Annotated in this window: 18 protein-coding genes; 10 read left to right on the top strand and 8 right to left on the bottom strand. The window is 74.8% G+C overall.

Features of this window, described 5'->3' with window-relative positions; translation table 11 throughout:
* Positions 1-22: 22 nt before the first annotated feature.
* From D476_RS0122185 to D476_RS0122160, 6 genes are all read right to left on the bottom strand, one after another.
* Positions 23-778 carry an ABC transporter ATP-binding protein gene (locus D476_RS0122185; protein ID WP_017626116.1) on the bottom strand — a complete coding sequence of 252 codons (756 nt, stop codon included), beginning with the start codon at positions 776-778 and terminating at the stop codon, positions 23-25.
* Entirely contained in the window at positions 775-1,695 is a 921-nt protein-coding gene (locus tag D476_RS34155; protein WP_017626115.1) for an ATP-binding cassette domain-containing protein, read from the bottom strand. The genes D476_RS0122185 and D476_RS34155 overlap by 4 nt, the downstream gene beginning before the upstream one ends.
* Positions 1,689-2,573 carry an ABC transporter permease gene (locus tag D476_RS0122175; RefSeq protein WP_017626114.1) on the bottom strand — a complete coding sequence of 295 codons (885 nt, stop codon included), beginning with the start codon at positions 2,571-2,573 and terminating at the stop codon, positions 1,689-1,691. Before D476_RS0122175 ends, D476_RS34155 begins: the two co-directional genes overlap by 7 nt.
* 1 nt (position 2,574) lies before the next feature.
* On the bottom strand, positions 2,575-3,540 hold the full coding sequence (locus tag D476_RS0122170) for an ABC transporter permease (protein WP_017626113.1): 966 nt from the start codon (positions 3,538-3,540) through the stop codon (positions 2,575-2,577).
* Between the two features lie 110 nt (positions 3,541-3,650).
* Positions 3,651-5,204 carry an ABC transporter substrate-binding protein gene (locus tag D476_RS0122165; protein WP_026123747.1) on the bottom strand — a complete coding sequence of 518 codons (1,554 nt, stop codon included), beginning with the start codon at positions 5,202-5,204 and terminating at the stop codon, positions 3,651-3,653.
* Positions 5,205-5,352: 148 nt separating this feature from the next.
* On the bottom strand, positions 5,353-5,718 hold the full coding sequence (locus D476_RS0122160; RefSeq protein ID WP_017626111.1) for a YkvA family protein: 366 nt from the start codon (positions 5,716-5,718) through the stop codon (positions 5,353-5,355).
* 117 nt (positions 5,719-5,835) lie between these two features.
* Between D476_RS0122160 and D476_RS0122155 the strand changes: the two genes are divergently transcribed.
* The 7 genes from D476_RS0122155 to D476_RS0122125 all read left to right on the top strand — a co-directional run bounded on the left by D476_RS0122155 (position 5,836) and on the right by D476_RS0122125 (position 11,607).
* On the top strand, positions 5,836-6,747 hold the full coding sequence (locus D476_RS0122155) for an N-acetylmuramoyl-L-alanine amidase (protein ID WP_017626110.1): 912 nt from the start codon (positions 5,836-5,838) through the stop codon (positions 6,745-6,747).
* A 101-nt stretch (positions 6,748-6,848) separates the two neighbouring features.
* Complete coding sequence (locus D476_RS0122150) at positions 6,849-7,367, top strand: DivIVA domain-containing protein (protein WP_017626109.1); 519 nt, start codon at positions 6,849-6,851, stop codon at positions 7,365-7,367.
* Positions 7,368-7,437: 70 nt separating this feature from the next.
* Positions 7,438-8,148 carry a DivIVA domain-containing protein gene (locus D476_RS0122145; RefSeq protein WP_017626108.1) on the top strand — a complete coding sequence of 237 codons (711 nt, stop codon included), beginning with the start codon at positions 7,438-7,440 and terminating at the stop codon, positions 8,146-8,148.
* Between the two features lie 121 nt (positions 8,149-8,269).
* Positions 8,270-8,980, top strand: coding sequence for a Uma2 family endonuclease (locus D476_RS34150; protein WP_017626107.1), 711 nt, complete (start codon positions 8,270-8,272; stop codon positions 8,978-8,980).
* A gap of 197 nt (positions 8,981-9,177) precedes the next feature.
* Complete coding sequence (locus D476_RS0122135; protein WP_017626106.1) at positions 9,178-9,408, top strand: DUF6504 family protein; 231 nt, start codon at positions 9,178-9,180, stop codon at positions 9,406-9,408.
* Between the two features lie 50 nt (positions 9,409-9,458).
* Positions 9,459-10,136 carry a response regulator transcription factor gene (locus D476_RS0122130; protein ID WP_017626105.1) on the top strand — a complete coding sequence of 226 codons (678 nt, stop codon included), beginning with the start codon at positions 9,459-9,461 and terminating at the stop codon, positions 10,134-10,136.
* 13 nt (positions 10,137-10,149) lie between these two features.
* A complete protein-coding gene (locus tag D476_RS0122125) occupies positions 10,150-11,607 on the top strand; it encodes a HAMP domain-containing sensor histidine kinase (protein WP_017626104.1) in 1,458 nt (485 codons plus the stop codon).
* 43 nt (positions 11,608-11,650) lie between these two features.
* Here the strand turns inward: D476_RS0122125 and D476_RS34145 are convergent, their stop codons facing one another.
* On the bottom strand, positions 11,651-12,469 hold the full coding sequence (locus D476_RS34145; protein ID WP_239648793.1) for a TAXI family TRAP transporter solute-binding subunit: 819 nt from the start codon (positions 12,467-12,469) through the stop codon (positions 11,651-11,653).
* A gap of 370 nt (positions 12,470-12,839) precedes the next feature.
* Between D476_RS34145 and D476_RS0122115 the strand changes: the two genes are divergently transcribed.
* A complete protein-coding gene (locus D476_RS0122115) occupies positions 12,840-14,390 on the top strand; it encodes an SLC13 family permease (protein WP_017626102.1) in 1,551 nt (516 codons plus the stop codon).
* A gap of 147 nt (positions 14,391-14,537) precedes the next feature.
* Here D476_RS0122115 and D476_RS0122110 read toward each other — a convergent pair whose 3' ends face one another.
* Positions 14,538-15,212 carry a helix-turn-helix domain-containing protein gene (locus tag D476_RS0122110; protein ID WP_017626101.1) on the bottom strand — a complete coding sequence of 225 codons (675 nt, stop codon included), beginning with the start codon at positions 15,210-15,212 and terminating at the stop codon, positions 14,538-14,540.
* A gap of 142 nt (positions 15,213-15,354) precedes the next feature.
* On the opposite strand from D476_RS0122110, the gene D476_RS0122105 reads away from it, so the two are divergent.
* A complete protein-coding gene (locus D476_RS0122105) occupies positions 15,355-16,203 on the top strand; it encodes an aspartate/glutamate racemase family protein (protein WP_017626100.1) in 849 nt (282 codons plus the stop codon).
* Between the two features lie 33 nt (positions 16,204-16,236).
* Positions 16,237-17,783 (top strand): NCS1 family transporter (locus D476_RS34140; protein WP_017626099.1); only part of this gene is annotated, 1,547 nt, incomplete at its 3' end.

The raw sequence follows: 17,783 nt of genomic DNA, 5'->3' as shown, positions 1-17,783 counted from the left end.
ACCGGCCGCTCCGCGACACCCCCTAAGGCGTCGCCGCCATCATCCCCGCCAGGACCGGGGCGCGCCGTTCGGCCTCCTCCAGGCCGATGGAGGCGGGCACGTCGGCCACCGGCCGCCCGCCCTCCAGCACCACCATCCGGTCGGCCATGCGCCGCGCCACCCGCAGGTCGTGGGTGACCATGACCAGGGTCCGGCCGCGCGCCTCGGCCTCCAGCAGGTCCAGGACCCGCTCCTGGGCCAGCACGTCCAGGCCGCTCGTGGGCTCGTCGGCCAGCAGCACCGACGGGCGCACCGCCAGCGCGCGGGCCAGGGCCACCCGCTGCCGCTCGCCGCCGGACAGCGCGGTGGGGCGGCGCCCGGCGACGGCGGGGTCCAGGCCGACCCGCTCCAGCAGCCCGGCGACGCGGGCGGCGGCCTCCCGCCGCCCGGTCCCGGAGGGGAGGGCGTCGGCGACCGCCCTGCCCGCGGTGTGGCGGGGGTCGAAGGAGCTGAGCGCGTCCTGGGGCACCCAGCCGAAGCGGCGGCGCAGCGCGCGCCGCTCCCGGTCGGGCAGGGCCCAGACGTCGGGCGCGCCGAAGGCGCCCACCCGCCCCTCCTGCGGGCGGTCGAGCAGCCCGGCCACCCCCACCAGGGTCGACTTGCCCGAGCCGCTGGGGCCGACGACGGCCACCGCCTCCCCTTCGGCGACAACGAGGTTGACGCCGCTCAGCGCCTCGACACGGCGTCGGCGGCCGCCGAGGCGGCGTACGACCCCCGACAGGTCGATCGCGGCGCTCACCGGGCGCCTCCGGCCGTCCGGGCGGCCGCTGCGGCGGGCGCACCGGGCGCCGACCCGGCGGAGGCGGGGTGGGCCCCGACGCGTCCGCCGGGCTCCGCGGCGCGGACCAGCTCCCGGGTGAAGGGGTGCCGCGGGGAGCGCAGCACCTCCTCCGCGGGGCCGGACTCGGCGATGCGGCCGCCGTCGAGCACCGCGACCCGGTCGGCCCAGCGCGCGGCGACCGCCAGGTCGTGGGTGATCAGCAGCAGGGACCCGCCCGCCGCGGTACGGGCGCGCAGCGTGTCCAGGACTCCGGCCTGGGTGAGCGGGTCGAGGGCCGAGGTGATCTCGTCGGCGATGAGCAGCCGGGGGTCCAGCACGCAGGCCAGGGCGAGGGCCACCCGCTGCGCCTGCCCGCCGGACAGCTCGAAGGGGTAGGCCCGCCACAGGCGTTCGGGGGCCTCCAGCCCGGCGCCGCGCAGGGCGGCCAGGCCCCGTGCCCGCCGCCGGTCCCGCGCCACGCCGTGCGCTTTCAGTGTCTCCTGAAGGTGCGCGCCGACGGGGACCGTCGGGTTGAGGCTGGCCTGCGCCTCCTGGAAGGCGTAGCCGATGCCCGGGCCGCGCAGGGCGCGCATCCGGCCCGGCGGCAGGGACAGCAGGTCGGCGCCGGCGCCGTCGCCGGAGGTGAACCGGGCGCTCCCGGAGCGCGCGGCGCCCTCGGGGAGCAGGCCCGCCAGGGCGCGCGCGGTCAGGCTCTTGCCGCTGCCGCTGCGCCCCACCAGGGCGGTCGCCTCCCCGGCGCGCAGCACCAGGTCGAGGCAGTCGACGACGCGGCGGCCGCCGACCTCCACCCGCAGGCCGGAGACGTCCAGGACGGGGGCGGCCCCCGGGTCCGGGGCGCCGGTGTTCGGGGCGGCGGTGTCCGGGGCGTTCACCACGTCCTCCCCTCCCCGGCGCCGGGGCGCTCCAGCCCGGTGGAGACGGCGTTCACGGCGATGATGGCGGCCACGATGGCCCCGGCCGGGAGGGCGACCGTGTACCACTGGCCGGTGAGCAGCAGGGCGCGCGCGTCGGTGAGCATGTTCCCCCAGCTCGGGATGTTCGGCGGGATGCCGAGTCCGAGGAAGCTGAGCGTGGACTCGGTCAGGATGGCGTGGCCGACCTCGAAGGCGGCGACGGCGGAGATCGGCGGCAGGGCGTTGGGCACCAGGTGCCGCAGCAGGATCCGGGTGCGCGAGTGCCCGAGGGAGCGGGCGGCGCGCACGAAGGGCCGCTCGCGCAGCGCCCGGACCTCGGCCCGGGCGATGAGGGCGACCGGCATCCAGCCGGTGGCGGCGATCGCCAGCACGACGGTGGCCGGGGACGGCCCGGCGACGGCGGCCAGGGTGAGGGCGACCAGGATCATCGGCAGCGCCAGGAGGGCGTCGGCGGTGCGGGTGACCAGGGCGTCCAGCCAGCGGGGGGCGAGCGCCGCGGCGGCGCCGAGGGCGGTCCCGGCGGCGACGGTCAGGACGGCGGCGGCCGCGCCGACGAGCAGCGAGTAGCGGGCGCCGTACAGCATGCGGGAGAGCAGGTCCCGGCCGAGCTGGTCGGTGCCGAGCGGGTGGCCGGGGGAGCCCGGGGGCAGGCCGGTGGCGGAGGTGTCGGTGGCGAGCGGGTCGTGCCCGGCCAGGAGGGGGGCGAGCGCGGCGGCGAGCACCATGGCCGCCAGGAACGCGAGCCCGGCGGTGAGCCCGCCGCGCCCCCGCGCCCGGGGGGCGAGGAGCGCGGCGGGGGTGGCGGCCCGCGGGGCGAGCGGGGCGGTGGTTCCGCCCATGTCATGCCTCCCTGACGAGTCGGACCCGCGGGTCGAGGCGGGCGGCGGCGATGTCGGCCGCCAGGTTGGCCGCCACCACGATCGCTCCGGTGATCAGGACGACCGCCAGCAGCACCGGGTAGTCCTGCGTCTGCGCCGCCTCCAGGGCCAGCCGCCCCATGCCCGGCCACGCGAACACCACCTCCACCGCGTACGCCCCCGCCAGCAGTTGGGCGACGCCGACGCCGAAGCGCGCCGCGAACGGCACCAGCCCCGGCTTCAGTACGTGCCGCAGGCGCACCGCGCCCGGGGGCAGCCCCCGCGCGTGCGCCGCCGCCACGTGCGGGGACGAGCGGACCCGGCGCACCCCGGTCTCCACCAGGCGCACGTAGACGCCGAAGTGGTGGCCCAGGGTCAGGGCGAGCGCCGGAAGCACCACCGACACCGCGACGGTCGCGGCGTCGGGCGGCTGCCCGGGGCGCCCGATGCCGCCCGAGGGGAACCAGCCCAGCCACACCGAGCCCGCGAACAGCAGCAGCAGGGCGGCCACGAAGCCGGGGAGGCCCCCGAGGGCGAAGACCGCGAGCCCGATGCCCCGGCGCACCGCCTCCGACCGGGCCAGCCCGGCGGCCAGCCCCAGGGCCACGGCCCCGGCCAGGCTGAACACGGTGGCGGCGGCGGCCAGCAGGAGGGTCCACGGCAGGGCGTCGGCCACCTGGTCGGCGACCGGGCGCCCGGTCATGTACGAGGAGCCGAGGTCGCCGGTGACGACCCCGCCGAGCCAGTCGGCGTACCGGACCGGGAGCGGGGCGTCCAGGCCCATGGCGGCGCGCGCCGCCGCCACGTCGGCGTCGGGCACGGGCCGCCCGCCGGACCGGGCCTCCAGCACCGACCGCGCGGGGTCGCCGGGGGCCAGGTCGAGCATGAGGAAGCAGAACACCGACAGGGCGGCGAGCACGGCCAGCGCCGTGCCCGCCCTGCGGAGCACGAATCCGGTGACGGCGGTCTCCTCTCACTCGTGCCGGGCGCCCCGGCCCCGGGCGGTCTCGGCGGGCCCCGGTCGGAGGGCCTCCGTCAGGGGCCCTCCGCCGACGGGCCTCAGGAAAAGTAGCTCCACTCCTCCGCGTTCCAGAAGAAGCCGTAGCCGTGGTGGGCCAGCGTGCGCTCCTTCGGGCCCTCCAGGTTCTCGGGCACGGCGTTCACGGCGTCCAGGTAGGAGACGAAGACGTAGGGCGGGTCCTCGGCGATCGCCTCCTGGAAGTCGGCGTAGGCGTCCGCGCGCTCGTCCTCGTCGTTGGTGCTCCGCCCGGCCTCCAGGGCTGCGTCGGCGTCGTCGTCGGCGTAGCTCCCGTAGTTGGAGCCGCCCTCGGCCAGGGCCTCGCTGGAGTGGAAGGGTCCGAAGAGGGAGGTGTCCGGGTCGTAGGGGGTGCCCCAGCCGATGAGGAAGGCGTCCAGCTCGTCCCACGTGACGGCGTCGCGCGGCTGCGGGTCGGCGGTGACGTCGAAGCCCTGCTCGCGCAGCTGGGTGGCGAGGACCTCGATCATGGAGGCGCGCACGCCGTCCTCGGCGAAGGTGGTCAGGTCGAAGGCGTAGGGCTCGCCGTCCTTCTCCCAGACGCCGTCGCCGTTGAGCTCATAGCCGTCGTCCTCCATGATCTCCTCCACCCGGCCGGGGTCGAAGGAGTACTCGGCGGCGTCGCTGTCGTAGCCGCTCTTGTCCAGGGGGCCGTCGGCCGGGGAGCCGAAGCCGTGCAGGACGCTGTCGATGACCGCGTCCCGGTCGACCGCGTAGTTCATGGCGGTGCGCGGCCCGGGGTCGGCGAACCGGTCGTCCGCCATGTTGAAGAGGATCCCCCGGTAGTCGGCGGTGGGGAAGCGCTCGGCCCGGTAGCCGTCCACGTCGAAGCCGTCGGCCTGGCTGGGCTCCAGGTAGGCGGCGTCGACCTCGCCGTTCTGCAGGCGGATGAGCCGGGCGGCCGCGTCGGGGACGTAGGCGATGGTGACGCCGTCCAGGCCGGGTGCGCCCCCGTAGAAGCCGTCGAAGGCGCTCAGGGTCGCGTACTCGCCGTGCTTCCACTCGTCGAGCTCGAACGGGCCGGTGCCGACCGGGTTCTCCCCGAAGCCGGGGTCGTCGATGCCCTTATCGGCGAGCAGGTGCTCGGGGAGGATGCCGTTGGACAGGTTGTCCAGCAGCGCCGGGGCGGGCTCGCTGAGCTCCACCACCACGGTGTCCCCGCCCTCGGCCCGCACGTCCTCGACGTCGGCGTACTTGTTGCTGGTGGGCAGGTCGCCGTCGCGCACCGCCTCGATGGTGAACACCACGTCGGCGGCGGTGAAGGGCTCGCCGTCGTGCCAGGTGACCCCGTCGCGCAGGGAGAAGGTGTAGGTCCGCTCGTCGTCGCTGATCTCCCAGCTCTCGGCCAGCGCCGGGACGACCTCGTTGTCGGCGTCGTGGGCGGTCAGGCCGCGGAAGACCATCTCGGTGACCGGGTCCAGGTGCTCGTCGACGAGGGCCGGGTTGAACGCGTCGGGCTCGTCGCCCAGGGCGTAGGTGAGCGTGTCGCCGTCGTCGGCGCCGCCCTGCGCGGAGCATCCCGCGGCGATGAGGGCCACGGCCGCGCCGACGGCGGCAAGAGAACGCGAGCGGATCATTGTTCCCCACTAGTTGCGAATCATTTGCAACTACCAACATTACGCTCCTGGCCCGCGCCGCCCTCCGCCCGGGGGCCCACTCCCCGCCCGGACGCACTGCGGCCCCCGCCCGTGACCTGGGCGGGGGCCGCTCCGGGGCGGCGGGCGCTCAGCCCACGACCCGCCCTTGGACGTACTCGTGCCCCTCTCGGCGCTCCCATTCCAGGAAGCGCTCGGTCTCGCCCATCAGCCCGGCGGCCAGCCACACCGCGACGAAGGCGTCGTCGGCGAGGCCGAACAGCGGGATGAACAGCTCGGGGACGAGGTCGACGGGGCTGACGACGTACACGAGCGCCGCCGCGAACATCAGCACGCGGGAGACGGGCATCCCCGTGTAGCGCCCGGCGATCCGGGCGCCCAGCATCCGGGGCACCGCCCCGGCGCGTGCCCACAGCGTCGGCTTCCCGGGCTCGATCCCCTCGTGGACCACCTGCCAGGCGGCGGCGCCCGCGGCGGCGCGGTTCGATCTGCGCATCCGACCCCCTCGGTCGTTCTCAGGGCTGGGGGCGTCCCGACCCTCTTCTCACGATATGACGCGAACGGGGCGGACTCTGTTCCCCCGGAACCGTCCGGCACGCGTTACGTTGGCCCAATGCCCCACTTGCGCCCGTTCGGCCCCACCGCCATCGCCGCCGCACTGCTCGTCCCGCTCGCCGGGTGCACCACGGCCGCCGACGGCGCCGAACCGCGCCCGCACGCGGGGGCGCGCCCCGACGGCACGGCGCAGGACGGCGGGGACGGCGGCGCGCAGGACGGCGGCTCCGGGGACGCGGACGCCGACGGCGGCACCGGTGGCGGCACCGGCGGCGATTCCGGCGACGCCGGCGGCGACGGGCCCCTCAGCGGCTTCACCGTGGTGATCGACCCCGGGCACAACGGCGGCAACGCCGACGCCTCGGAGGAGATCTCCCGCCAGGTCCCCGCCGGGCCGAACGACAAGGAGTGCGACACCGTCGGGGCCGAGGGCGAAAGCGGCTACGAGGAGCACGCCTTCACCCTGGACTTCTCCCTGCACATGCGCGACGAGCTGGAGGAGCGCGGAGCCGAGGTGGTGCTCACCCGCGAGGACGACGACGGGGTCGGGCCGTGCATCGACGAGCGCGCGGAGATCGGCAACGAGGCCGGTGCCGACGCGGCCGTGTCGGTGCACGCCGACGGCGGCCCGGAGAGCGGCCGCGGCTTCCACGTGATCGCGCCCGGCGAGCTGGACGGCTTCACCGACGACATCGTCGGGCCGTCGATGCGCCTGGCCGAGGAGCTGCGCGACACCTTCGAGGCGGACTCGGGCGTGCCGATCGCCGACTACATCGCCGAGGACGGCCTGGACGAGCGCACCGACCTGGGCGGGTTGAACATGTCGGACGTGCCGAAGGTGTTCCTGGAGGCGGGCAACATGCGCAACGCCGACGACGCCGAGCTGCTGGAGGACGCGCAGTGGCGGGAGGACGCCGCGGCGGTCGCGGCGGACGCGGTCGCCGCGTTCCTGCTCGCCGAGGAGGGGTGAGCCACAGGGGGCCGTGGCCGGGCACCGGCCGCCCGGCGGCCGGTGCCCCCTCCCGCGATCCGGACTCCCGCGATCCGGCATGATCCGGCATGATTCGGTGCATGTCCGATCTTCCCCCTCAGCTCTCCCGGCTCTTCGGGCCCGAGCGCCCCTCCTTCGACGTCGCGCTCCGCGGCTACGAGCGCGGCCAGGTCGACGCGCTCGTCGACCGCCTGTGGTCCGGCGGCCCGGCGGTGACCGCACAGGAGCTGCGCGGCGCCTCGTTCGAGGTCGCCCTCCGCGGCTATGACCGGGCGCAGGTCGACGCCTTCACCGAGCAGGCCGCGGCCCGCCTGGAGGGCGGCGCCCCCGACGCCCCCGACGGGTCCGGCGGGGCCTCCGACGGGTCCGGCGGCGCGGAGGCCGCCGATCCCGGGGAGGCGCCCGAGTTCGACATCGTCCTGCGCGGATACGACCGCATCCCGGTGCAGGAGCTCATCGAGCGCTACCTCCGGAGCGACCCCGCACTGACCGCCGAGGAGCTGGCCGCGCCCCGCCTCGGCGTGGCCCTGCGCGGCTACCACCGCGGACAGGTGGACGCCTACCTCGCGGCCGCCGCGGACCGCCTGCAGGGCCGCTGAGCAGCCGCTCGGCACCGCACTCCCCGGGGCGGAGCGGGCGAACCTACCGGTGGGTCGGCACAATGGGTGCATGCCTCTGACACCCGCCGACATCAGGAACAAGCGCTTCACCCTGGTGCGCCTGCGCCCCGGATACAACGAGGACGACGTCGACCGCCTCCTGGACCGGATCGAGGAAGCCTTCGCCGCGCTGCAGCGCGGCCGCGCCGAGGAGCCGGTGATCACCGCCTCGGAGGTGGAGGAGTCGGTCTTCCGCGGCACCCGGCTGACGCCCGGCTACAAGGAGGACGAGGTCGACGACTTCCTCGACCGGGTCGTGGCCGAACTGCGCGCGGGAGGGCTGGCGCGGCCGGGCGACATGCCGCGGCCCGGCGCGGGCCAGATGGCCGCCCCGGTGGACGCGGGTGCGCCGATCGCGCCGCCGGAGCCGCCGCGTCCCGACGGTGTCGGGGCCGGTGTCGGCGGCGCCCCTCAGGCCCCGCACGGGGCGCCACAGGGGGCGATGACGCCCGAGCAGGTGCGGAACAAGAGGTTCGCCACCACGCGCCTGACCACGGGCTACAACGAGGACGAGGTGGACGCCTTCCTGGACAGCGCCGAGGTCACGCTGGGGGCGCTGATCGACGGCCGACCGGACCGGGCCCTGCTCACCGCCGCCGACGTGGAGCGGGTGCGCTTCTCGACCACACGCGCGCGCCCCGGCTACGACCCCGCCCAGGTCGACGCGTTCCTCGACGAACTCGCCACCGAACTCCGCCGGTACGAACCGGGCGGACCCTGAGGCATCGGCCGCCGGGCCCGCCGCGTCCTGCTTCCCGGCGGGGACGGGTCCCCCTACTGTGGAAAACGCCCGACATCGTCACTACTCGCTGCTACCTCCCCTTCTCAGGAGGTGGCGCAGCATGGGAAGCGCTGTGATCGAGCAGAAGCCCGAGAAGCAGAAGGCCGAGAAGACGTCCCCGCGCACCACGGCTCCGCGCGCGAAGACCCCCGAGCCCCCTGAGTCCCCTCAGGCCCAAGAGGCCCCCTCACCCACGCCTTCGCGTGCCGAGTCGCGGTGGGAGCTCCTGCTGCGCACCTGGCAGGAAATCGACATGCCCGACGGTTGGCGGGCTGAGATCCGTGAGGCAGGAATCGTCTTGGTCCCCCCACCCGCCCCCGCGCACAACGACATAGCCGCTCTCATCAGCGCCCAGCTCCACGACGTGCTTCCCAGGCACATCGCCATCCATCAGGGAACCCCTGTCGCCATCCCCGACCAGGAACGAATGCGCGCACCCGACCTCATGGTCTTCCCCCGGAGCGCGCTCCCCCAGAGGCGCGGGGAGGGTGTCGACCCAGCGGAGGTCCTGCTCGTCGTCGAGATCGCCTCCAAGAGCAACGCCGACGATGACCGCACCGCCAAACGGTACGAGTACGCAGGAGCCGGGGTCCCGCTCTACCTGCTCATCGACGGCTACGACACACGCGGCTCATCCATCTCCCTCTTCTCCTCGCCCCGCGACGGCGACTACGACGCCCGTACGACCGTCGAGTGGGGGAAGCCGATCGAGCTGCCCGAGCCGTTCGGGTGCTCCTTGGAGTCCTCCGAGTTCCGGGTGCCGCTGGACTGAAACGCCCGGAGCCCTCTGCCGCGACACGCCCGGGACGCCATCGTTCCGGATCGGTTCGTGCGTCGCCGAGCAGCGCCGATATCGCCGCCGGCGCCCCGCCTCCGTCCGCACCGGCGCGTTCGCCGGGCCGTTGCCCCTAGGGTGAGCACCGGCGCGGAGCACTGCGAATGCGAACACCCGTTCGATACTCTGCCCCGGTGAGTCTCTTCAACGAACGGATCGACGTCCGCACGACCTCTTCCGGCCGCCCCTCGCTCTTCGCCTGGCGGGGGCGCCTCTACCGGGTTCAGCGCGTCATCGGCCACTGGGAGGGCGAGGTCGACCTCGTCCGCGTCGCCGCCGAGTCCGATCAGGGCGAGCCCAGCATCGCCGACATCTCGGTCGACCACGCCACCGAGGACTGGACGATGCGCCGCCACTGGAGCTGACCGGGCCGAACAGGGGCCGCTCCCCGGGAACGGCCCTACGATGGTCGGCGATGCGCATACTCGTGGTCGAGGACGACGACCGGGTCGCGCGCGGGCTGGTGACGGCGCTGCGCAACGCCCGGTACGACGTCGAGCGCGCGGCGACGGCCCAGCGCGCGCTGGAGGCGGGCCCCGCCGACGTCGTCCTCCTCGACCTCGGGCTGCCCGACGCCGACGGCATCGACCTGCTGCGGCGGCTGCGCGAGCGGCCCGGCACGGCGATCATCGCCGTCACCGCCCGCGCCGAGGAGCGCGAACGGGTGCGCGGCCTGCGCGCCGGCGCCGACGACTACGTGGTCAAGCCCTTCGGCATCGCCGAACTGCTCGCCCGGGTGGAGGCGGTCCTGCGCCGCACCCGGGCCGAGCGGGCCGCCGCACCGCCCGACGCCCCGCTGCGGGTCGGGGCGCTCGCCGTGGACCCGGGGCTGCGCCGCGCCGAACTGGACGGCGCGCCGCTCCCGCTCACCCGCAAGGAGTTCGACGTGCTCGCGCTGCTGACCGCGCGGGCCCCGGCGGTGGTGGGCCGGGACGCCATCCTCGACCAGGTGTGGGGCACCGCCTGGGAGTCGTCCTCGCGCACCCTGGACACGCACATCGCCGCGCTGCGGAACAAGCTCGCCGGGGCGGTGCTGATCCGCACCGTGCGCGGGGTCGGCTACCGGCTGGCCGCCGCCGGCGAGGGCGACTGAGCGGGGCCGCGCCGTGCTGCGCCGCCTGCTGGCCCTGCTGGTGCCGATCGCCTTCCTGATCACCGCGTCGCTGGCGGTGCCGCTGGGCGCGGTCACCGCACAGCGGCAGACCCAGGAGGTGTATGTGGACCGGCTCAACGACGCGGGCCGGTTCGCGTCGCTGGGCTCGACCGCGCTGCGCACGGGACGGCTGGAGGGGCTGCGCGGGGAGCTGGAGCGGTATGAGGAGCTGTACGGCGCCCGGGTGGCGGTGGTCGACCCGTCGGGGCGGCCGGTGCTGGCCTCGTCCCCGGAGGCGGCGCGCACGGCGCAGGGGCAGGAGGAGGCCCGGCGGGCCCTGGGCGGGTTCCGGCCGGCGCCCCCGACGGCGGTGTGGCCGTGGTCCGGGGCGGACCTGGTGATCGCCGAGCCGATCGGCCGGGACAGCGGCGTGGAGGGGGCGGTGCTGATCTCCGCGCCCACGGAGGAGCTGCGGGAGCGGATCCTGGGCTCGTGGGCGCTGCTGGGCGCGCTGTCCATGGTGCCGCTGGGGGTGCTGTCGGCGGTGGCCTGGCCGCTCTCGCGGTGGGTGCTGCGCCCGGTGCGGCGGCTGGACGAGGCGACCGCGGCGATCTCCGAGGGCGACCTGTCGGTGCGCGCCGACCGGGTCGGCGGGCCGCCGGAGCTGCGCCGCCTGGCGGCGTCGTTCAACGCCATGGTGGACGCGGTGGAGCGTGCGCTGCACCGGCAGCGGGCGTTCGTCTCCGACGCCTCGCACCAGCTGCGCAACCCGCTGGCGAGCCTGCGGCTGGCGGTGGAGAACCTGGAGCCGCACGTGAGCGGCGAGGAGGCGCGCCAGGCGCACGCCGACGCGGTCGAAGAGGCCAAGGCGATGCACCGGCTGCTGAACTCGCTGACGGCGGCGACCCGGATGGAGAGCTTCCGCGCGTCCGAGCCGGTCGAGCTGGACGAGGTGCTGGCGACCCGGCTGACGCGGTGGCGGGCGCTGGCCGAGGTGGAGGGCATCGCCCTGGAGACCCGCGTCCCCGAGGGGCTGCGCGCGCTGGCGCCCCCGGGCGGGTTGGGCAGTGTGCTCGACGAGCTGATGAGCAACGCGATCCGGTTGTCCGGCGGCAGCAGGATCCGCCTGACCGCCTCCGAGGGGGACGGGCGCGACGGGGCCGACACGGTCGGCCGCGGGGTCGCCGGCGGGGACCGCGGGGCCGGGGCCCGCGCCGACGGCGCCCGCGGGGCGGTGGTGCTGCACGTGGCCGACGACGGCACCGGCCTCGCCCCGGAGGAGCGCCGGAAGGCCCTGCAGCGCTTCTGGCGGGGCCCACGCCACCAGAACGTGGAGGGCACGGGGCTGGGCCTGGCCATCTGCGCCGACCTGGTGGAGTCGTCCGGCGGCTCGCTGCGCCTGCTGCCGGGCCTGCCCCGCCCCGACGGCGGCTTCGGCCTCGACGTCGAGGTACGCCTCCCGCAGGCCTGAGCGGGGCACCCGCCGCCCGCGACCGTGTCCGCGCAGATCCCGCTCAGAGCTTCTGTTCGCGGAACCAGCGCGCGGCCCCGGGGTGCAGGGGGATGTCCCCGGTCGCGATGCCCGTGCGGATGTTGATCTGGGCCGCCTCCGGGCGGCGGGCGGCCAGTTCCGAGGATCGGGTGAACACCGTCGCGGTGACCGCCGCCGCCACGTCGTCGGGCACGTCCGTGCGGGCCAGCAGGATGTTCGGCACGGTCAGGGTCGGTGTCGCCGCCACCCCCTCGTAGCCGCTCGCCGGGAGCACCGCGGGCAGGTACACCCCCGGCTCCTCCCCGGCCATCAGGTCGGCCGCCCCGCCCAGGTCCACCGCGCGCAGGCGGAAGCGTCCGGCCAGGTCGGTGATGGCCGGGGTCGGGATGCCGGTCAGCGAGAACATCGCGGCGATCCGCCCCTCCTCCAGCGCCGGCGCCGACTCGGCCTGGTTCATCAGCACGCCGTCCGGGTGCACCCCGGTCGCCTCGACCAGCCTGCGCACCGTGTACTCGGTGCCCGAGTCGGCGGCCCCGAAGGAGACCCTCTCCCCCTCCAGGTCGGCCAGGCCGCCGATGTCGGAGCCGTCCGGGACCATCAGGTGCAGGTAGCTGTCGTAGAGGCGGCACAGCGCCGCCATCCCCTCGGCGTCCCCGGGCACGGAGTCGAGGCTGACCGGCGCGATCTGCGCGGCCCCCTCCCCCAGCAGCCGCATGTTCTCCGTCGAGGCGCGGGTGCCCCGCACCTCCACCTCGGTGCCCGGCAGGGCGGTGCGCAGCTCTCCGGCCAGCGCGCCGCCGATCTCGCGGTAGACGGCGCCGGGTGGGCCGGTGGCCAGCACCAGGCGCGGGTAGGGGTCGGGGTCCGGGCCGGAGCAGCCCTNCCGTGCCCAGCCCCCCCGCCGCCAGCACCGCAAAGGCGCCGCGCAGCACCTCGCGCCGCCCGGTCGCCCCCCGTTCGGTCCCCATGTGGGCAGGATAGACACCCCGCCCGGCGCGCCCGCGCCGGACCGCACACGCTCACCGTGCGCTTCCGGACGAACACGGATGGCCGGGGCAATGTCAGAGGAATCCCAAGTTTTTCCCCGATGTTTGCGTGTCCCCCGCCACAGTGACCAGGCTCACCGTGTGACCGCGGAGACTGCGGGGCATCGCCCGCGGCCACCGGGCATCCCGCACGACCCCTGCCCCGCGTTCCGAGGAGGCACCCCCATGTCGAGCGGCCAGGGATCCGGCACCCCTGACGCCCCCGCGCCCACGGACGCCGGGAGCACCGGCGGGGACACCGGGGCGGCGGCCAACGGCGATTCGTTCACCACCAAGGCCATCGGCCTGGTCACCGGCCTGGCGGTGATGGGCCTGCTCATCCTGCTGCTGCCGGACTCGCTGCCCGCCGAGGGCAAGGTGACCGCCGGCATCGCCGGGCTGATGGCCGTGTGGTGGGCCACCGAGGCGATCCCGCTGGCCGCCACCGCACTGGTGCCCCTGGCGCTGTTCCCGGTGCTGGCCGGCGCGGACATCGGCGACGTCGCCGCCCCCTACGCCAGCCACATCATCTTCCTGTTCATGGGCGGGTTCATGCTCGCCCTGGCCATGCAGAAGTGGAACCTGCACCGGCGGATCGCGCTGGGCATCGTCGCCGCGATGGGCAGCAGCCCGACCCTGCTCATCGCCGGGTTCATGCTGGCCACCGGCTTCATCACGATGTGGGTCAGCAACACCTCCACCACCGTCATGATGCTGCCGATCGGCGTGGCCGTGATCGGCATGGTGGCGCAGCTGCGCGACGGGCGCACCGACCCCAACTTCGCGACCGCGCTGATGCTCGGCATCGCCTACTCGGCCTCCATCGGCTCGGTGGCCACCCTCATCGGCACCCCGCCCAACGCGTTCATGGCCGGCTACCTGGCCGAGAACCACGGCATCCAGGTCGGCTTCGGCCAGTGGATGCTGGTCGGCCTGCCGCTGGCCGCGGTCTTCCTGGTGCTGGCGTGGCTGGTGCTGACCCGCCTGGTGTTCCCGCCCGCGATCAAGGAGCTGGAGGGCGGCCGCGAGCTGATCCGCGGCGAGCTGCGGGCGATGGGCCCCATGTCGCTCCAGGAGAAGATGGTGCTGGCGGCGTTCCTGCTGGCCGCCGCCTCCTGGATCGGGATCCCGCTGCTGGCCGACTCGCCCGTCGGCGAGGCGGCCCCGTGGCTGGGCTCGATCAGCGACGCCGGGATCGCCATGACCGTGGCGGTGCTGCTCTTCATCGTCCCCGCGGGCAGGGGCGACGGCTCCCGGCTGCTCGACTGGCCGACCGCCGCGCAGCTGCCCTGGGGCATCCTGCTGCTGTTCGGCGGCGGGCTGAGCCTGGCCAAGCGGTTCGACGAGAGCGGCCTGAGCGGCTGGATCGGCGAACAGGTCGGCGGCATCCCGGTGCCGCTGTGGGTGCTGGTGCTCATCGTGGCCGCCGTGGTGCTGCTGCTGACCGAGCTGACCAGCAACACCGCCACCGCCGCGACCTTCGTCCCGGTGATGGCCGGGGTGGCGGCCGGGGTGGGCGCCGACGTGATGACCCTGATCGTCCCGGCGGTGCTGGCCGCGTCGCTGGCCTTCATGCTCCCGGTGGCCACCCCGCCCAACGCGATCGTGTTCGGCTCCGGCCACGTGACCATCCGCCAGATGATGCGCGGCGGCGCCGTGCTCAACGTGATCGCCCTCGCGCTGGTCATGCTGGTGATGTACACGATCGCCGGCCGGGTCCTGGGCTTCGCCCTCTAGGGCGGCCGCGAGAAGGGGCCGTCCCCTCCGGCCCCTCTCGCCCGAGGGCGGTGTTCCGCGTGCCTCAACCCCTCCCAGCACGCGGGGCGCCGCCCTCCTTCCTGTTCAGGAGGGGGGAGGAAGGGAGGGGCGGCGGCGCGGGCGGGGTCAGCCGATGTTGAGCCAGATGGCCACGGCCGTCTCGGCGCCCTGGTTGGAGATCCGGTGCGGCGTCGTGGACGGGTACATGATCGAGTCGCCCGGACGCAGCTCGTGCGTCTCGAAGCCCACGTCCACGGTGAGCACGCCGCTGACCACGTTGCCGATCTCCTGGCCGCGGTGGCGCACGTACTCGGCGTTCTGGCTGGAGAACGCCCCGGGCGGGTACACCGACTCGAAATAGTTCAGTCCGGGCACGCCCGCGGGGGACAGCCGCCGGTACCGCACCCCGTGGTCCAGCTCCAGGGTGGCGGCCTCGTCCCGCCGGATGAGCCGCACCCCGTCGGGGGCACCGGCGCCGCCGGGGTCCTCGGGGAACTGCGGGAAGCCGGGCGCGGCGGTGCCGCCGTCCTCGGCCTCCGCCGGCTCCTCGCCGAAGGCCGAGGACATGGGGGCGTCGAGCTCGGTGAGGATCTGGTACAGCCGGGTGACCGACGGGCGCATCTTGCCCCGCTCGATCTGGGAGAGGGCGCTGGCGCTGACGCCGAGCCGCTCGGCCAGTTCACGCAGGGACAGGCCGCGGCCGGTGCGCAGTTCGCGGATCCGTTCGCCGAAGCGCTGCTCGTCGAATCCCGCGCGGGCGAGGGCCGTGGCGGCGTTGGGGGCTTCCGGGGAGTCGTCCATGGCGCTGTTAAGTATAGATGTCGTTCACGTGAAGCTATTGCTTTATAACTCGTGAAGTTATAGCTTCACATCACGTGGCGGGGGTCACATGCCCCGCCCGTCCGCCCAGTACAGGCCGCCCTGCCCCGGACGGAAGGACCCCATGCGCATCCTGCTGGTCAACGTCAACACCTCCGAGCGCGTGACCCGCGCCCTGGCCGACGAGGCCCGGGCCGCCGCCCGCCCGGGGACCGAGGTCGTTGCGCTGACCCCCCGCTTCGGCCCCGAGTCGGTCGAGGGGAACTTCGAGAGCTACCTGTCGGCCGTGGCGGTGATGGACCGGGTCGCCTCCTACGACGGCCCCTACGACGCGGTCGTGCAGGCCGGGTTCGGCGAGCACGGCCGGGAGGGCCTGCAGGAGCTGTGCCCGGTCCCCGTCGTCGACATCACCGAGGCCGCCGCCCAGCTCGCCTGCCTGGTGGGCGGGGAGTACTCGGTGGTCACCAGCCTGCGGCGCACGGTCCCGCAGATCCGCGCCCGGCTCCGCCTGGCCGGACTGGACACGCGGTGCGCCTCGGTGCGCGCCAGCGGTCTGGCCGTACTGGAGCTGGAGCGCGACCACGGCGCCGCACTGCGCGCCATCGCCGCCCAGGCCGAACGCGCCGTCGAGGAGGACGGCGCGGACAGCATCGTCCTCGGCTGCGCCGGAATGGCCGGCCTCGCCGAGGCCGTGCGCGAGGCCACCGGTGTCCCGGTGGTCGACGGCGTGGCCGCCGGGGTCGCCCTGGCCGAATCCCTCGTCGGGCTGGGCCTGTCCACCGGCCGCAGGGGCGCCTATGCGCCGCCCCTGCCCAAGGAGGTCACCCACTGGCCGCTGAGCGCCGCCCTGGACGGCGCCGCCCGCGGCACGCACCGCGGTGCCGACCGCGCCACCGGTCGCCCCGCGTCCGACCCCGCCGCCGCCGATGCCGCCGACGGCCTGTCCGCCTCCTGCCCCGCACGCACGCGATAGCCCCGGCCCGCCCGGAGATTGCGAGGATCCCCCATGGAAGCGCCGGTCCCTGGCAGCCGCACCGGCGGCGCCCCGCCGCCGGACGGCGGTCCCGCACCCGACGGCGACACCCCGCACAGCGGCCACGGCCGCGTGAACCACCTGCTCGAAGACTCCATCCTGCCCACCTGGCTGACCCAGCGCCCCATCTCGGTGTGGGGGTTCGCCTGGATCTGGGTGGGCCTGGCGGTGGTCATCGTGACCTTCCAGTACGGCGCCAACGGCGTCGAGGGCGGGGTACCGCTGGCCCAGGTGATGGCGGTGGTCTTCGCCGCGACCGCCGCGCTGGCCATCGTGATGACCCTGACCGCCGACATCGGCACCGAGCACGGGCTCTCCTTCGCCGTCTACCTGCGCGCCCCGTTCGGCACCGTCGGCACCCACTTCCCGTCGGTCTCCCGCGGCCTCGTCGCCGCCTGCTGGTTCGGCATCCAGACCTACCTGGGCGCCCTGGCCATCAACGGGCTGGTCGAGTACTGGACCGGGTTCGCCTTCTGGCCGCTGTGGTACGCGGTGTTCCTGGCCGTGCAGGTGGTCAACGTGGCGCTGGGCATCAAGGCGGTGGAGCGGCTGGCCTCCCTGGCCGCCCCCTGCATCCTGGCCATCTCGCTGTGGATGTACCTGACCCTGGACGGCGTGGCCGAGCTGGAGGGGACCAACATCTGGACGTTCGCCGGCGAAGGCGACACCACCCTGATCGCCCTGTTCCTGGTGAACATGGTGGTGTGGGCGCCGCTGGCGGTGGACATCCCCAACATCACCCGGTTCGTCGCCACCTCCCCCGGGCGGCGCGGCTTCCTGGGCCGCAACCGCAACGTCATCGTCGCCCAGTTCGCGGTGCTCCCGGCGATGCAGACCTGGATCGCCTTCATCGGCGCGGTCTCCTTCATCATCACCGGCAACTGGAACCCCATCGACGTCATCCGCGAGCAGAGCACGGGGGCCGTGCTCGGGGTGCTGCTGGTGATGGTGCTGCTCGCCCAGTGGTCCACCAACACCGCCGCCAACGTGGTCCCGGCGGCGCTGAACTTCGTCAACGCGTTCGCGCCCCGGCTGTCCTACCGGATGGGGGTGGTCCTGGCGGGCGTCGTCGGCACCGCGGTGATGCCGTGGCTGCTGCTGGACAACCTGTTCACCTTCCTGAGCTACTACGGCGGGTTCATCGCCGCCATCGCCGGGATCATGATCGCCGACTACTACGTGCTGCGCCGGCGCCGGATCAACGTGCCCGACCTGTACCGCCCCGACGGGCAGTACCGGTACGACCGCGGGTTCAACCCGGCGGCGCTCATCGCCTGGTTCTCCGCCTCCGCGATCGCGCTCTGGCAGCCCGAGTACGCCTACATCATCGGCTTCCCGGTCGCCTTCGCCGTCTACCTCGTCCTCATGAAGACGTGGGTCCTGCCGCGCCACCCGCAGGCCGAGATCGGCGCCGAGCGGCCGGACGAGTACCTGGCCACCAGCGTCGGAGCGAGTTGGGTCTACGACTCGGCGACCGATTCCTTCTCCCGTCCCGCGGTCGCCGAGCTTCCCCAGGACCG

The organism is Nocardiopsis chromatogenes YIM 90109 (assembly GCF_000341185.1).
GTDB lineage: Bacteria > Actinomycetota > Actinomycetes > Streptosporangiales > Streptosporangiaceae > Nocardiopsis_A > Nocardiopsis_A chromatogenes.
This window is presented reverse-complemented; position numbering and strand designations above follow the sequence as displayed.

Excerpts from the sequence above, each read along its gene's own strand:
- D476_RS0122175 (WP_017626114.1), bottom strand. The coding sequence starts at position 2,573 with ATGGGCGGAACCACCGCCCCGCTCGCCCCGCGGGCCGCCACCCCCGCC.
- D476_RS0122165 (WP_026123747.1), bottom strand. The coding sequence starts at position 5,204 with ATGATCCGCTCGCGTTCTCTTGCCGCCGTCGGCGCGGCCGTGGCCCTC.
- D476_RS0122160 (WP_017626111.1), bottom strand. The coding sequence starts at position 5,718 with ATGCGCAGATCGAACCGCGCCGCCGCGGGCGCCGCCGCCTGGCAGGTG.
- D476_RS0122155 (WP_017626110.1), top strand. The coding sequence starts at position 5,836 with ATGCCCCACTTGCGCCCGTTCGGCCCCACCGCCATCGCCGCCGCACTG.
- D476_RS0122150 (WP_017626109.1), top strand. The coding sequence starts at position 6,849 with ATGTCCGATCTTCCCCCTCAGCTCTCCCGGCTCTTCGGGCCCGAGCGC.
- D476_RS0122145 (WP_017626108.1), top strand. The coding sequence starts at position 7,438 with ATGCCTCTGACACCCGCCGACATCAGGAACAAGCGCTTCACCCTGGTG.
- D476_RS34150 (WP_017626107.1), top strand. The coding sequence starts at position 8,270 with ATGGGAAGCGCTGTGATCGAGCAGAAGCCCGAGAAGCAGAAGGCCGAG.
- D476_RS0122130 (WP_017626105.1), top strand. The coding sequence starts at position 9,459 with ATGCGCATACTCGTGGTCGAGGACGACGACCGGGTCGCGCGCGGGCTG.
- D476_RS0122115 (WP_017626102.1), top strand. The coding sequence starts at position 12,840 with ATGTCGAGCGGCCAGGGATCCGGCACCCCTGACGCCCCCGCGCCCACG.
- D476_RS0122110 (WP_017626101.1), bottom strand. The coding sequence starts at position 15,212 with ATGGACGACTCCCCGGAAGCCCCCAACGCCGCCACGGCCCTCGCCCGC.
- D476_RS0122105 (WP_017626100.1), top strand. The coding sequence starts at position 15,355 with ATGCGCATCCTGCTGGTCAACGTCAACACCTCCGAGCGCGTGACCCGC.